This window comes from Ruegeria sp., assembly GCF_965221235.1.
Classification (GTDB): Bacteria; Pseudomonadota; Alphaproteobacteria; order Rhodobacterales; family Rhodobacteraceae; genus Ruegeria.
The window spans coordinates 781,486-796,246 of the sequence record NZ_CBDCRS010000004.1 but is presented as its reverse complement, the minus strand read 5'-3'; the positions used below and the strand labels follow the sequence as shown (position 1 = coordinate 796,246).

Here is a 14,761-nt window from a genome sequence, read left to right as displayed (position 1 = left end):
TTGAAAGCGAACACCTGCAGCGAATGCCTCCTCTAACAGGCCGCACCGTAGCGACGGTAAACAGGGTTGAACGGTCGGATTGAGCCGCACGCGAGGGCTGCCCTTTAGCGTTTAGTATCAATGGCTTCGGCGATGGAAGGTGCATCCTCAAACTCAACACGGGGATACCGGACTGTACTGTCCTTCTTAGTATGGCCCAGCAAGAGTTGAACTGCTCTGAGGGTTCCAGTTTTCTTGAAGATATGGGCAACTTTCGTGCGCCTCATTGAATGGGTGCCGTAAGCGCTCGCCTCGAGACCGATCGACTTGACCCAGTCTCGAACAATGCGTGCATATTGGCGTGTCGAGATGAGCGGGCGTTCATGAAATCGGCCGGGCCAAAGGGACTCCGAGACGACCATCAGCTCTTCTTGCATCCACTTCTCGACCAAGGCTCGCGTGCCTTCGGATATCTCAAAGCGTACGGGCTTCTGTGTCTTGCATTGAAGGACCGAAGACCGTTCCTTGATCTGACCCGATGACATGACATCGGCCACCTTCATCTTTATCAGATCGCAGCCGCGGAGCTTACTGTCGATTGCCATGTTGAAGAGCGCAAGATCGTGATGGCTATCGGCAAGTTCGAGGCACACTCGGATCGCGCAGACGTGTTTTGGTTTCAGAGGGCGTTTTTGACCCACTACACACCCTCTGTTCAAAACGGGGCGAAGTGCGCGAATGAACATCAAAGCTTTGCCACTGCTTCCGAGGCAGTGGCAAAGCTTCAGCATGTCTGGCTTTTAATGATAGATTGTCGATAGTAACGTTAAGACACGCTTTCCGAATCCTGGTGAAAAAGTTTCGAATGCGCATGAACTAGATCAGCTAACTCTGGCCGGCATGAGCCGCAATTCGTTCCAGCCTGAAGTGCATTCCCGATATCGTCCACACTGATCAAACGTTTGTCGTGAATCGCGCGGATGATCGTTCTCAGCCCGACTCCGAAACAGGAACAGACGATCGGTCCGCAATCTTCTGCAGCAGCAGATGAACGACCGGACAGAACCTGCTGTGGCGCGACGTCGGGGAGTGTTGCAACATAGTCCCGCATCAATGTCACCGGCTCGGGAGAGACATACAAGGCGGCCAAAAGATGCTGGCCGTCAGAAAACGCAATTCTGAAGCCGCCGCGCTTTGGGTCTTCGGCTGTAGTGGCCGGTGCATTGGGCAGTCCAAACCAGTCTCGCGCTGTCGCTTCCCAGTTTTCAACGGACTGATAGCCTGCCAGTTCGGTCCGGTATCCTTTATCCGTCCTGGCTGTGGCCCAGTATTCGGCCTTTGGCGCAGCCGCTTTGCACGAAACCGCGAAGCCGTACCACGCCGCCTTCATACGGCGAATAGATACTGCCGTTGCCTTGCTTTCCGGCTGTCCTGAGATCGGATCAGTGACACTCGGGATCAGGGCATCTACGCGGGCGGACGGAGCTGTTTCGCCCGTCCAGTGAATCGGCGCAAATACCTGACCGGGCGCAACCATGTCGGTTATGCGAAGGCGAAAAATCCCTCGTCCGACAGAGCTGGTTATCTCGACCAGATCAGCGGGGTTGAGGTTCAGGCGAGCGGCGTCATTGGGGTTCATGTCCACGAAGGGTTCGGCCAGATGGGCGGACAGGCGCGGCGACAAACCGGATCGCGTCATCGTATGCCACTGGTCGCGGTTTCGCCCTGTGTTCAAAAGAAACGGATATTGCGCCGATGTTTTGGCTAAGGGTGGTCGGTGATTTACCGGAACGAAACGTGCTTTGCCGTCAGGGTGAAAGAACGACCCGTCGGAAAAGAACCGTTCACCCGAAGCATCCGAAATCACCGGCCACCGTGTTGGGGCCAGTTCCGCGTACTCATCCTCGGTAATGTCCGAGAACCCCGAGATGTCGAAGTCTTTGCCAAAGGATTTCGCAAGCGAGGACATCGCGGCGTATTCACGAAAGATCTGCGCCGGAGAGTCGTAGCTGAACGCCTCGGTCCAGCCCATACGACGTCCCACATCGGCGAGGATATCCCAATCTGCTCGGGCCAGCCCCGGCGGTGTCAGTACTGCGCGCTGCCTGCTGAGTGTGCGGTCCGAGTTGGTGACAGTTCCATTTTTTTCAGCCCAGCCAGCTGCGGGCAGCAAAACATCTGCCAGACGCGCAGTGTCGGTGCGGTCCGTCAGATCGCTCACTACGGTGAAAGGGCAATTTTTCATAGCCGCCCGCACGCGGTCAGCGTCTGGCATGGTGGCCGCCGGGTTGGTGTGGATGACCCACAGTGCTTTGATCTTCCCATCCTCGATGGCCTGAAACAGGTCGACCGCTTTCAGCCCCTGCGAATGGGGAATAAACGGAGCGTTCCAGAAGTTCTGCACGGCGTTGCGATGATCTTCGTTTTCGATATCCAAATGGCAGGCCAGCATATTGGCAAGGCCGCCAACTTCGCGCCCACCCATGGCATTGGGTTGACCGGTCACCGAGAACGGACCCATACCTTCGCGTCCGATCCGGCCCGTGGCCAGATGGCAATTCAGGATCGCGTTCACCTTGTCCGTCCCGCTTGAAGACTGGTTCACACCCTGACTGAAGATGGTCACAACGCGCTCGGTCCCGGTCCACAGATCGCAGAAACGCTCGATTTCGTCGGTGGTCAGGCCTGTCGCCTTGGGATCATTCTGTTGCGCTGCAACCAGCGCCTCTTGGAACCCGTTGGTGCGGTTCAGAAATGTCGGGTCAATATGCCCGCCTTCGTGAATTCTAGTCAGCAGGCGGTTGAACAGGGCCACATCGCTGCCCGGCTTCAGCGCCAGATGCAAGTCTGCCTGATCGCAGCTGGCCGTGCGGCGTGGGTCAATGACAACGATCTTTGTTCCGCGCGCCTGCCGCGCGGCGAGCACACGTTGGTAGAGAACCGGATGGCACCATGCCAGGTTCGATCCGACAAGCACCACAAGATCGGCGTGATCGAGGTCTTCATAGGTTCCGGGAACCGTATCCGTGCCAAACGCGCGTTTATGTCCTGCCACGGTCGAGGCCATGCAGAGCCGCGAATTGGTGTCGATATTGGCCGAGCCAATAAAGCCCTTCATCAGCTTGTTGGCGACGTAATAGTCCTCGGTCAGCAACTGGCCCGAGACATAGAAGGCCACGCTGTCCGGCCCGTGGGTTTTGATCGCGGCGGTAAACCGGTCGGCGACCAGTTGCAGCGCGTGGTCCCAACTGGTGTCTTGGCCAAAGGCACGCGGGGCCAGCAGCCGATGCTCCAGCCCCACAGTTTCGCCCAAGGCCAGCCCCTTCGAGCACAAACGCCCGTGGTTCGCTGGGTGATCCGGGTCTCCTCGCACCGCTAGCCCGCCGGCCCCGTCCGGGCGCAGCAGAACACCGCAACCGACGCCGCAATAAGCGCAAGTCGAGCGAACCTCGGGCAAGCCGGTTCCGTCCATCAGGCAGCGCTCCGTCGCGCCACGGCGCTGTCGTCCAGCAGGATACGACCGTCTTCAAGGCGCACGGGATAGGTGGTGATGCGGCCATCATCCGAGCCCTGAGCTTCGCCCGTGTTCAAGTCAAAGACCCAATTGTGCAGAGGGCAGGTGACCGACTGGCCGTGGACGATGCCCTCGGACAATGGGCCGCCTTTATGTGGGCAGCTATTGGTCGCGGCGTAGACTTCCGCCTCGGCAGTGCGAAAGACGGCGATGCAGCCGATATGGGTTTTCACCAACCGCGCCCCGCGCAAGGGCACTTCGTCGATATGTCCGATGTCGATCCAGCTCATTCCGCGGCCTCCAGTGTGAAATCTGCAATCGGCGCGTAGGACTGCGCTTTTTCTTTGACGTGTTCGGCCCAGGGGTCTTTGCGGTAGATGCTCTGCGATAGCTCGAACCGGGCGACCAAAGCGGCGCGGTTTTCAAGGTCCTCGACGATTTGCGCTTTGACCCAGTCCATGCCGACCTTGCCCAACCATTTATACAGGCGATCCAGATACTTGCCGCCTTCGCGATAGGCTTGGGTGACGGCCATCACCACCTCAACCGCTTCGTCTTCGGTGGAAACCTGACAGAGCAATTCGGTCTCTTTGACGTCCATGCCTGCGGCCCCGCCGATGCTGATCTGGTAGCCGGAATCTACGCAGACCACACCGATATCCTTGCAGGTCGCCTCGGCACAGTTGCGAGGGCAGCCCGACACGGCGAGCTTTAGCTTATGCGGCGTCCATGATCCCCACAGAATTTTTTCAAGCTTGATGCCAAGGCCGGTGCTGTCTTGCGTGCCGAACCGGCAATGATCGGTGCCAACACAGGTTTTGACCGTCCGCAGGCCCTTGGAATAGGCGTGGCCCGAGACCAGACCCGCCTTGTTCAGATCCGACCAGATCGCAGGCAGGTCCTCGCCCTTCACGCCCAACAGGTCGATGCGCTGGCCGCCGGTGACTTTGACGGTTGGCACGTCGTACTTGTCGGCGGCGTCCGCGATGGCGCGCAGTTCTTCGGGCGTGGTGATCCCGCCCCACATGCGCGGCACGACGCTGAACGTGCCGTCCTTCTGGATGTTGGCGTGCTTGCGCTCGTTTACGAACCGGCTTTGCGGGTCGTCCTGATACTCCAGCGGCCAATCCGCCAGCAGATAGTAGTTGATCGCAGGACGGCAGACATGGCAGCCGTTGGGCGTTGTCCATCCCAGCTCTTGCCAGACTGCGGCCTGACTTTTCAATTCCTGACCCTTGATCAGACGACGCACATCCTCATGCGTCAAGTCGGTGCAACCGCAGATCGGTTGCGCCGCTGGCATCTGGAAGTCGTCGCCCAGAGTGACTTGCAAGACCTGCTCGACCAGCCCCGTGCAGGTTCCACAGGACGCGCTGGCCTTGGTGCCGGCGCGCACCGCGCCCAGATCGCTGGCACCTGAGTTGATCGCCTCGACAATCTCGCCCTTGCATACGCCGTTGCAGCCGCAAATCTCCGCCTCAGGCGGCAATGCTGCAACGGCTGAGAGAGGGTCCGCAGTGTCGCCCCCCTGATAGGCCGGGCCGAAGATCAGCGTCTCACGCATGTCTTCGATGCTGGTACCGTCCTTGATCAGACCAAAGAACCAGCTGCCATCGGTAGTGTCGCCATACATGACCGCGCCGACCAGCCGATCCTCTTCGATGACGAGCCTCTTGTAGACCCCGCGCGAGGGGTCGCGGAATACGATATCCTCGCGCCCCGGCCCGTCGGCGAAATCTCCTGCGCTGAACAGGTCGCAGCCAGTGACTTTCAACTTAGTAGAAAGGGTTTTCTGCGCGAATGCAGCGTCTTCCGCCAACAACGACTGCGCTGCGACTGTCGCTTGGTCATACAGTGGGGCGACGAGGCCAAAAACCTCTCCATCATGTTCGACGCACTCACCTACCGCGTAGACATCCGCGTCCGAAGTCAACATCTGGTCATCCACATGGATACCGCGCCCGTTCGCCAGACCGGCCTCTTGCGCCAGTGCCGTGTTCGGGCGGATACCCACGGCCATGACCAGCAGATCACAGGGCAGTTCGGTGCCGTCATCCAGCAAGAGAGCACGAACCTTGCCGCCTTCCCCAAGGATTTCTTTGGAGTTCGCCTGCAAGCAAATCTTGATGCCTTTGTCTTCCAGCGATTTCTTCAGCAGATACCCGGCTGCTTCGTCCAGTTGACGCTCCATCAAGTGGCCCATGATATGCACTACGGTAACGTCAACGCCATGCGCGGCCATGCCCGCAGCGGCCTCAAGCCCCAGCAAGCCGCCGCCGATCACGACCACTTTGTTGTCCGGGCTCATGCCCATCATCCGCTGGGTATCTTCCAAATCGCGATAGGCGATGACGCCGTCCAGATCATGACCGGGCAAGGGGATGATAAACGGGTTAGACCCGGTGGCGATCACCAGCTTGTCGTATGGAACGTGGCCGTTCTCACCCTCGACCACCTTCATCTCGCGGTCGATTTTTGCGACCTTTTCGCCAAAGCGGCAGTCGATGCCACGTTCGGTATACCAGGTGTCGTCATGGGTGACGATCTCTTCATAGGTCTTCTCACCCGACAGCACCGGGCTTAGCATGATGCGGTTGTAGTTTCCGCGCGGCTCGGCGTTGAACAGGGTGATGTCGAACGCATCCGGCGCGGCGTCGGTCAAGTGTTCCAGCACCCGACCAGAGGCCATGCCTGCGCCTATGACAACAAGTCTTTGCTTCATGATTTCACTCCGCTGCTATCGCCTTGGGGGCGGGCGTTTTGGGCTTGGCGCCGTGTTCGTATTCTTCGAGGAAATCCAGGACTTCTTGCCGGTAGGCGTAGTAATCCGGGTGCTCCAACAACGCTTTACGGGTCCGGGGCCGAGGCAGGTCGACTTTGGTGATCTTACCGATCGTCGCCTGCGGGCCGTTGGTCATCATCACCACGCGGTCGGCCAGCAGGATTGCCTCATCCACGTCGTGGGTTACGCAGATCGCGGTGACCTTGGTGCGGGACCAGACCTCCATCAGGACTTCCTGCAATTCCCAACGCGTCAGGCTGTCGAGCATTCCAAACGGTTCATCCAGCAGCAGAAGCTTGGGAGACAGAGCAAACGCGCGTGCGATGCCGACGCGTTGCTTCATACCGTTCGACAAATCGCTTGCAGATTTGTCCATCGCATCGGCCAGACCAACGCGTTCCAGATAGTATTCAACGACATCCTGACGCTCGGAGATGCTCGCCTTGGGATAGACCTTGTCGACACCAATCGCGACATTCTCTTTGGCGCTGAGCCACGGGAACAGGTTGGGTGACTGGAACACAACGGCGCGCTCAGGATCGGCCCCCTCGACATGGCGACCATCCAGCTTGATCGCGCCTTTCGAGATTTCGTTCAGCCCGGCGGCCATTGTCAAAACCGTGGACTTGCCGCAGCCAGAATGACCGATCAGCGAGATGAACTCGCCTTTGTCGATCTTCAAGTCGAAGTCCTCGACGACGGTCAGCGGACCCTTGGGCGTAGGATAAACCTTGTGCAGTTGCGAGAAGTCGAGGAAACGGTCCTGAATCATCCCCTTCTGCGCCTCGGCCACCGCCGTGGGTACGCCATGGATTGGTGTGATGTCGGGCAGGATGCGAGAGCCTTCAACCTTGGCCTCGATTCCCACATCCATCAGGTATTTGGTGACGTCGGCACGCAGGCGCTTGAACGTCTCATCGTTGTTCATCGCCCCGCGTTCGCGCGGGCGCGGGATCGACACCCTGAACTCATGCCCCAGCGTGCCATCTGGGTTCAGGGCAATGATCCGGTCGGCCAGAATGATCGCCTCGTCCACATCATTCGTGATCAGAACGCAGGTTTTCTTGTCAGCTTCCCAGATATGCTCGATCTCGTCCGCCAGATTGGCGCGGGTGAGCGCGTCAAGCGCCGATAAAGGCTCATCCAGCAGCAGAACCTCGGGGTTCATTGACAAAGCGCGCGCCACATTGACCCGCTGTCGCATCCCGCCGGACAGTTCTGCCGGGCGGCGCGTTGCGGCGTGGCTGAGGCCAACCATCTTGACGTAATGCGCGACCTTCTCGGCCTTCTCGGCTTTGCTGAGGCTTGGGAAGACCGTATCAACCGCCAGCCCCACATTGCCGCTAACCGTCAGCCACGGCATCAGCGAATAGTTCTGGAAGATCACGCCACGCTCGGGGCCGGGGCCTTTGATCGGGGCGCCTTTGAATGTGACCTCTCCGCTGGTCGGGCTATCAAGCCCCGCCATCAGGTTGATCAGGGTGGTCTTGCCGGTGCCCGAGAAACCGAGGATCACCAGAAACTCACCCTCTTGCACGTCCAGATCGATGCCTTTCAGCACATCCGTGCGCGCGGTGCCCTCGCCAAAGGATTTCGAGGCGTTCTTGAAGCTTAGAATGCTCATTGCGCTCACCGGTTGTTCGTGAAGGTAAAGAGGGATTGCAGCGCGTACATCACCCGGTCCAGCAGGAAGCCGATGATGCCGATGGTGAAGACCGCAACCATTATCTTGGCGAGCGAACTGGATGAACCGTTCTGAAACTCATCCCAGACGAATTTGCCCAGACCGGGGTTCTGCGCCAGCATTTCCGCCGCGATCAGAACCATCCAGCCGACGCCCAGCGACAGACGTAAGCCGGTGAAGATCAGCGGCAGGGCCGAGGGCAGCACCAGCTTGGTGATCTTGGTATAAGTGTTCATTTTCAAAACTTTAGAGACGTTCACCAAGTCCTTGTCGATGGACGCCACGCCCAATGATGTGTTGATCAGCGTGGGCCACAGCGAACAGAGCGTCACGGTGATGGCCGAGATCAGGAAGGACTTGGCGAACCAGCCGTCATTGGTCACATAAACCGCCGAAACGATCATGGTGACGATGGGCAACCATGCCAGCGGTGAGACCGGTTTGAATATCTGGATCAGCGGGTTCAACGCGGCATTAGCGGTCGGAGACAATCCCGCAGCGATCCCCAAAGGCACGGCCACAACGGTCGCAATCAGGAACCCGAAGAACACGGTTTTGATCGAGGTCCAGATTTGCTGGTAGTAGGACGGAGCACCGGTGTAGGCGACTTGCTTGACCTCATCCGCGCGGCCCGCGTCGATCAGCTTTTGGTTTCGTTTCTCGACCATTGCCTCGAACTTGGCGCGTTTGGCGGCTTTGGCCTGCGCGTCTTCGTTGAGGTTGATCATTTCTTCCCAGACCTGAGCCGGTCCGGGGACTGCACCCAGAGAGGTTTGCACTTTCGGGGCCAGTGTCGCCCACAGCAACAGGAAGGCGCAGATCGACAGCAGAGGGACGACCAGTAGCCGCCAGATCTCAGTCATCTGGGCGCGGGGATTGTCCCCAGCGGCGGCTTTTAGGACCGGGGTGGCCCACCTGAGGCCCAGAACCTGGAACCATTTGTCGGCAGCGTTGATACGGGTGAACAGGCGGGCGCGTCGCGCCTCTCGGGCGGCGTCTGCATTAAATTCGGGATCGACCGTTGTCATCTGATGCGTCCTTGCAATGGCGGGGCACGTTGAGGCCCGCGCCCGACCGATGCCGGGCGCGGCGTTTCGGGATTAGCCTTGCACGTCCGAGCCGACGATCTTCTGATCGCCCTTCAGACCGATGGACAGGCTTTCGAGATAGGCGTTGGGAGTGCGGCCGTCATAGGCGATGCCGTCGATGATATCCTCGGCCGGGGTCGGCGCTTTGTAACCATCGCTTTCCCAAGGGAAGTCGGCCTCATTCGCCAAACCTTCGTCGACCAGCAGGCGCGCTGCTTCAAGATAGATCTCGGGCTTGTAGACGGACTTGGCGACCTCGTCATACCAGCTGTCGGGCTTGGCTTCGGCAATCTGCCCCCAGCGGCGCATCTGGGTCAGGTACCAGACAGCGTCCGAATAGAACGGGTAGGTCGCGTTATAGCGGAAGAATACATTGAAATCTGGGACTTCGCGCTTGTCGCCCTTCTCGTATTCGAAGGTGCCGGTCATCGAGTTGGCGATCACGTCATAATCCGCGCCCACATATTCGGCGCGGCTGAGGATTTCGACAGCCTCGGGGCGGTTGGCATTGTCATTTTCATCCAGCCAGATCGCAGCGCGGATCAGCGCTTTGGTCACAGCCAAAGTGGTGTTGGGGTATTGTTCAGCGAACTCGGCATTCAGGCCAAAGACCTTTTCGGGGTTGTTCTTCCACAGCTCATAATCGGTGATGACCGGAACGCCGATGCCCTTGAACACGGCCTGCTGGTTCCACGGCTCACCCACGCAATAGCCATAAATCGTACCGGCCTCGAGCGTCGCGGGCATCTGCGGAGGAGGGGTCACGGACAGGAACACGTCCGCCCCAATCTGACCGGTCACATTGTCCGGGCTGTAGTATCCGGGATGCAGCCCACCGGCTGCCAGCCAGTAGCGCAGTTCGTAATTATGGGTCGAAACCGGGAAGACCATGCCCATGTTGAAGGGCTTGCCTTCGGACTTGTATTTCTCGACCACCGGAGCAAGCGCCTCCGCGCTGACCGGGTGCTGCGGACGGCCATCCTCCATCTTGGGGATGTTCGGCTTCATCTCCTCCCATACCTCGTTGGAAACGGTGATGCCGTTGCCGTTCAGATCCATGGAAAATGGCGTGATGATGTGGGCTTCGGTCCCGTAGCCGATGGTTGCCGCAAGCGGCTGACCGGCCAGCATATGTGCGCCGTCCAACTGCCCGTCGATCACGCCGTCCAGCAGCACTTTCCAGTTGGCTTGCGCTTCCAGCGTCACGAACAGGCCTTCGTCCAGAAAGTACCCATTCTCATAAGCGACAGCCAACGGGGCCATGTCGGTCAGTTTGATAAAGCCAAAGGTCAGCTCGTCTTTTTCCAGTTCCAGTTCGGCTAGTGCAGGAGACACAAACGCCGTTGTCGCAGCGAGGCCTAAAAGAAGCTTTTTCATCTCGATCCCTTTCGGTTCAGCCCAACCCCTTGGGCAAACAAAAAAAGCCGCCGACACACACCGCCGGGAGGAGTTGGCGGGTGGTCGAGCGGCTTTGCTCTTGTGAGGTGCCCAAACACTTGGGCGAATTCTTTCGGTGGGCTTCGTTGCCTGCCGATGACTTGATTAAGCCAGTCAAACACTGGCCCGTCATCAATTTTTAGCGTTTAGACCTCAAATTTTCTGCATTGCAGCACGACTCAATGCTGCAGTGCAAAAAAAATGTGCAGACTCATCCGGTCGGCTCGAAAATGCGCCGGTCAAAGAACATGTTTTGCGGCAGAATCAAGCTGCCCGTCGTTGAGGCAACTGCCATTGGTTCGGTCAACGCCCCCTCAAGCTTTTCGGATGCGCCGGGCGTCTCAGCGTCTAATCCTTGTAGTTCCCGGCGATAAAGGTCGCTGCGGAAAACATTCGCCGCTTGACGCTCTGCTGCACCAGTGTCCAAACCATTTCGCAGCGCGAGTTGATGTGCGATCCATTTCGCCTGACTGCGCCAGGGGAAGGTCGCGGCACCGTCAAAGAAATCGACAAACCCGTTCATATGGCGCTGCTCTCCGCGGGCAGAGATCGTGAACTCGCCCATCAGGGCGCGGTCGATCAACTCGGGTGGGACATTGAGATACGTTTTGCGCGACAGCATCTCTGACGCGGTTGTTCGGCTGTCTGGGTTGGACAGCCACCGCCCTGCACGCCAAACCGCCCGCATCAGACTTCCCAGCAGGTGGGGCTCGGTTTCGGCCCAATCGGTCCTGACGGCCAATACTTTTTCTGGTGCGCAGGTCCATATCGCCCGACCGGGCAGCAGCAAGCTACCGACATTGTCGTCGACCGAGAATGATCCCCATGGTTCACCTACGCAGAATGCATCAATCTCTCCGCTGGCCAGAGCCTGTGCCATCAAGGGTGGCGGGACGGTGCGGATTTCAACTTGTTTCGATGCAAGCTTCGTTCTCGCAACCCAATAGCGCAGCAATTCAACGTGCATCGAAAATGGAAACGGAACGCCGAAAACAAGAACCTCACCAGCAGCCTGCGCTAATGCGGCCCCGGCGGCCTGGGCATCCGAAAAGTCGAACGCATATCCCAAATCCTCCAACCGCTGTGCCAGTTTGGTCCCGATACCGATGACGTTGCCATTCAGGGACAGGACAGAGACGGCAGACAGAGGCGTCGCGATACCGCCCAATCCCAACGCCATTGCCACAGGGACCGGAGAAAGCAAATGCGCAGCATCGACATGGCCAAAGGCGAGCATATCCCGCAATGATGACCACGACGGAGCGGGCCGCAGGTCAAGCGAGATGCCTTCGGCGCTATCGAATCCCATCTCATGCGCGACGATTAAAGGGGCAGCGTCAACCAGCGGCATATAGGCGACGGGCAGGGCAACTGTTCTCATGACAGCAACCCCGACGCGGTCACAAGAGCCTCGGCCACATCAGCCACGCGCCGGTTCTGGTTCATCGCGGTTTTTCGCAGCAGGGCATAGGCTTCATCTTCTTGAAGGTTCTTGGCCCTCATGATCAGACCTTTGGCTCGGTCGATCAGCTTGCGTTCTTCCAGCGCGCGACGCGTTTCTTCCAATTCAACGCGCATCTGACGCAGCATCTGAAACCGCGTGATTGCGATGTCCATGACGGGCTTGATCCGATCGGCCTGAAGGCCGTCGACAACATAGGCAGACATGCCAGCCTCAACGGCTGCTTTGGCCAGTCCTCCAGCGGCGCCCGACACGAACATTGCAACCGGTCGCTCCAACGGACCCGATGCGACGGTCAACTCCTCCAGCATATCGCGCGAGGGATTGTCGATATCGATGAGCACAATGTCTGGGCTATGCGTCGCGATCTGACGTGCCAGCCCGGAAACACTGCCAATCGCAATGACGTCTATATCTCCGGACTCTTTCAGTGCGTCTACAATCTCGAATGCGCGTTCCTGGTTCTGCTCGACCACAACGACAGTCAGATGTTGTTTCATGGGAACTCAACTGATCCCAAGCTTCATTGATCACAACTCCGGGGTTAGGAAACTCTGCGTCAGGCTGCCGGGTAGCACAATTTATCAGCTAAATTTTGCGGATGGTGGAGTGCCTGCACAGTTTTTTTGCATATCGCCAAAAGCGTTTCCTTCAGTGGCCCCTTGGTTCGTTTCTTTTGGTTTTGCATAGACCAGCCCTTTGGTCCCGGAGGCCCACCATCAATCTCATCGGCTGAGCAGCATAACACATCCAGCTGACCGCGCAGTTTAGTGAGGCCAGCGCCGAGAATTCATGGTGGCTGCTAATTTGTGAAAGGTAACGGGTCTGCGAATTTGATGTAGATGTACAAGGCATTTGATTTGGATGTCCAATTCAAACAACCCGGCATACCCCCGATCAGGGAGGCGCATTTTCCGGAACGCCTAATGCTCGCAAGTCATTTAACCAGCGGTCATGGAACTCTTTGTCGGTGAACGGCGCGGCCTTGGCTTCTTGGATGTCATAGTCGAGATTGTCCTCGAGGAAGTCACCGATGACGGCGCGCGCCTCGTCATCCCGTCCTAACCTCAGCAAAATCGGAGCAAGAGTGCGTCTGAGGCGATCCGGAACCTCGTTCATCCCCTCGATTGAAGTGAGCGCTCCTTCGTAGTCCTCGGCAAAGTACTGGGCCCAGCCCAGATTCCACAGATACCAATCCGGATGATGTGGATTGAGGCGTATTGCAGCTTTCATCCGTTCCACGGCTTCTTCGGCCCTGCCGCTATAGACCAGAGGGTCAATGGAATCGGCCAGTACCTGTGCCGAATTTGGGTTTAACGATATCGCCTTTTCGAAAATAGTTGCTGCCTTCTCGAGATCGCCAGTTTGCACTGTGATGCTTGCCAGAACCTGGTGGGCTTTGAAATTGTATGGCTCCAGTTCTATTGCTTTCCTGGCCATTTCAAATGCGAGATCTAAAGACTCTTCACGTGGCGTGATTTCTGTCCATCCCCACCGGTAGCCAAAGTTATGGGCCCAGGCGAGTTCGATGTAGGCGTTTGCAAAATTTGGGTCGAGCTTGATCGCTTTCTCGCTCAACTTCATTGCAAGGATGTTGCCTTCTTTCGTGAATTTGAACGACTGTTCCTGCGCGCGTTTAAAAAGCTCGTATGCGCTCAGATTGTGAGTGGGTTGATGCTCTAGCCGGTCATACTCGGCCAGGTCGATGTTCTCATTGAGAGTCAGGGCGATGGTGCGCGTAACTTCGTCCTGAACAGCGAAAATGTCCTTAAGGCTTCGGTCGTAGCTTTCTGCCCAAAGGTGTTTACCGTTTGTTGCGTCGATCAATTGGGCTGTGACGCGCAGCTTTTCCCCGGCTATTTGGATGCTGCCCTCGACAACGTAGCGAACCCCCAGTTCCTCGGCCACTTGCTGTACCTTTACCGGCTGGTCCTTGTAGGTAAACGTCGAATTGCGCGAGATTACGAAGAAGTCGACGAATCGGGAGAGCGCAGTGATGATGTTTTCACTGAAGCTGTCGCTGAGATAGTCTTTCGCCGGATCACTGTTCAAATTGTCGAACGCCAGAACCGCTATCGAGGGTTTACCAATCAGCGGGACGGCGGTGGTATCCGCCGTATCGGATGACTGGCCCGATGCGTTCCAGGTGTGCCACAGGACCACCCCTGCAACTAACACTGCAACAGCGACAACGGTGGCGATCAACCCAGTGCGACGCGCCGATGTTACGGGACGGGTAATAGCCGTGACGAGAGCTAATGCTTTGTCATCCAACAACAGGCTGAAAACACGAATGGGTTCTGAGATGTTTTTAACTTCGTGCAGCCCAAGGTCTTGGATATTAAGGTCGAGCTTGTCCTTAACCTGATCAAATACGCTGGCTGTCATGTAGATGCCATCGGGAACGGCCAGGCCTTCTAACCGTGAAGCAACGTTTACTCCGTCCCCGTAGATGTCATCGCCCTCTACAACAATGTCACCGACGTTGATCCCAATTCGGTAGTGAATTTGGTTTTTGTCCGGGATGTCTTTGTTTTTCAGGCTGATGAAGTGTTGGAACTCTATCGCGCATTGCACCGCTTCGACGGCACTGGCAAATTCGATCAAAAGACCATCGCCCATCAATTTGACTATGCGCCCTCTTCGGGCAGTGACGATGGGTTCAATCAGGTCTTCGCGATGTGCCTTAATGGACGCCAGAGTGCCTGCTTCATTTTCCCGAATGAGGCGGCTGTAGCCCACTACGTCTGCTGCAACAATCGCCGTGAGGCGCCGTTCCAATGCCTAACCTCCCTAGCTTGGGTGGCAGGTTAGC

Annotated in this window: 10 protein-coding genes; all 10 read right to left on the bottom strand. The window is 57.7% G+C overall.

The window, feature by feature from the left end; all coding sequences use genetic code 11:
• Positions 1-104: 104 nt before the first annotated feature.
• The 10 genes from ACOQOY_RS07025 to ACOQOY_RS06980 all read right to left on the bottom strand — a co-directional run bounded on the left by ACOQOY_RS07025 (position 105) and on the right by ACOQOY_RS06980 (position 14,727).
• Positions 105-725 (bottom strand): tyrosine-type recombinase/integrase, encoded by a 621-nt coding sequence (locus ACOQOY_RS07025; RefSeq protein ID WP_420587222.1) that lies wholly within the window; start codon positions 723-725, stop codon positions 105-107.
• Positions 726-805: 80 nt separating this feature from the next.
• Positions 806-3,451: a molybdopterin-dependent oxidoreductase gene (locus tag ACOQOY_RS07020; RefSeq protein ID WP_420584748.1), complete on the bottom strand. Its 2,646-nt coding sequence runs from the start codon at positions 3,449-3,451 to the stop codon at positions 806-808.
• Entirely contained in the window at positions 3,451-3,783 is a 333-nt protein-coding gene (gene nirD, locus ACOQOY_RS07015; protein ID WP_420584747.1) for a nitrite reductase small subunit NirD, read from the bottom strand. Before nirD ends, ACOQOY_RS07020 begins: the two co-directional genes overlap by 1 nt.
• Positions 3,780-6,215, bottom strand: a complete 2,436-nt coding sequence (gene nirB / locus ACOQOY_RS07010; RefSeq protein WP_420584746.1) for a nitrite reductase large subunit NirB — start codon at positions 6,213-6,215, stop codon at positions 3,780-3,782. Before nirB ends, nirD begins: the two co-directional genes overlap by 4 nt.
• A 4-nt stretch (positions 6,216-6,219) precedes the next feature.
• On the bottom strand, positions 6,220-7,899 hold the full coding sequence (locus ACOQOY_RS07005; RefSeq protein WP_420584745.1) for an ABC transporter ATP-binding protein: 1,680 nt from the start codon (positions 7,897-7,899) through the stop codon (positions 6,220-6,222).
• A gap of 5 nt (positions 7,900-7,904) precedes the next feature.
• Positions 7,905-8,987: an ABC transporter permease gene (locus tag ACOQOY_RS07000; protein WP_420584744.1), complete on the bottom strand. Its 1,083-nt coding sequence runs from the start codon at positions 8,985-8,987 to the stop codon at positions 7,905-7,907.
• 72 nt (positions 8,988-9,059) lie between these two features.
• Positions 9,060-10,424 (bottom strand): CmpA/NrtA family ABC transporter substrate-binding protein, encoded by a 1,365-nt coding sequence (locus tag ACOQOY_RS06995; protein ID WP_420584743.1) that lies wholly within the window; start codon positions 10,422-10,424, stop codon positions 9,060-9,062.
• Positions 10,425-10,695: 271 nt separating this feature from the next.
• The gene (locus ACOQOY_RS06990) at positions 10,696-11,865 is read right to left on the bottom strand and encodes an ABC transporter substrate-binding protein (protein ID WP_420584742.1); all 1,170 of its coding nucleotides are present in this window, start codon (positions 11,863-11,865) and stop codon (positions 10,696-10,698) included.
• Entirely contained in the window at positions 11,862-12,446 is a 585-nt protein-coding gene (locus ACOQOY_RS06985; RefSeq protein WP_420584741.1) for an ANTAR domain-containing response regulator, read from the bottom strand. Before ACOQOY_RS06985 ends, ACOQOY_RS06990 begins: the two co-directional genes overlap by 4 nt.
• Before the next feature lie 397 nt (positions 12,447-12,843).
• Positions 12,844-14,727 (bottom strand): adenylate/guanylate cyclase domain-containing protein, encoded by a 1,884-nt coding sequence (locus ACOQOY_RS06980; protein ID WP_420584740.1) that lies wholly within the window; start codon positions 14,725-14,727, stop codon positions 12,844-12,846.
• Positions 14,728-14,761: the final 34 nt, after the last annotated feature.

Coding starts and splice junctions, on each gene's coding strand:
- ACOQOY_RS07025 (WP_420587222.1), bottom strand. CDS start 725: ATGTTCATTCGCGCACTTCGCCCCGTTTTGAACAGAGGGTGTGTAGTG.
- ACOQOY_RS07020 (WP_420584748.1), bottom strand. CDS start 3,451: ATGGACGGAACCGGCTTGCCCGAGGTTCGCTCGACTTGCGCTTATTGC.
- nirD (WP_420584747.1), bottom strand. CDS start 3,783: ATGAGCTGGATCGACATCGGACATATCGACGAAGTGCCCTTGCGCGGG.
- nirB (WP_420584746.1), bottom strand. CDS start 6,215: ATGAAGCAAAGACTTGTTGTCATAGGCGCAGGCATGGCCTCTGGTCGG.
- ACOQOY_RS07005 (WP_420584745.1), bottom strand. CDS start 7,899: ATGAGCATTCTAAGCTTCAAGAACGCCTCGAAATCCTTTGGCGAGGGC.
- ACOQOY_RS07000 (WP_420584744.1), bottom strand. CDS start 8,987: ATGACAACGGTCGATCCCGAATTTAATGCAGACGCCGCCCGAGAGGCG.
- ACOQOY_RS06995 (WP_420584743.1), bottom strand. CDS start 10,424: ATGAAAAAGCTTCTTTTAGGCCTCGCTGCGACAACGGCGTTTGTGTCT.
- ACOQOY_RS06990 (WP_420584742.1), bottom strand. CDS start 11,865: ATGAGAACAGTTGCCCTGCCCGTCGCCTATATGCCGCTGGTTGACGCT.
- ACOQOY_RS06985 (WP_420584741.1), bottom strand. CDS start 12,446: ATGAAACAACATCTGACTGTCGTTGTGGTCGAGCAGAACCAGGAACGC.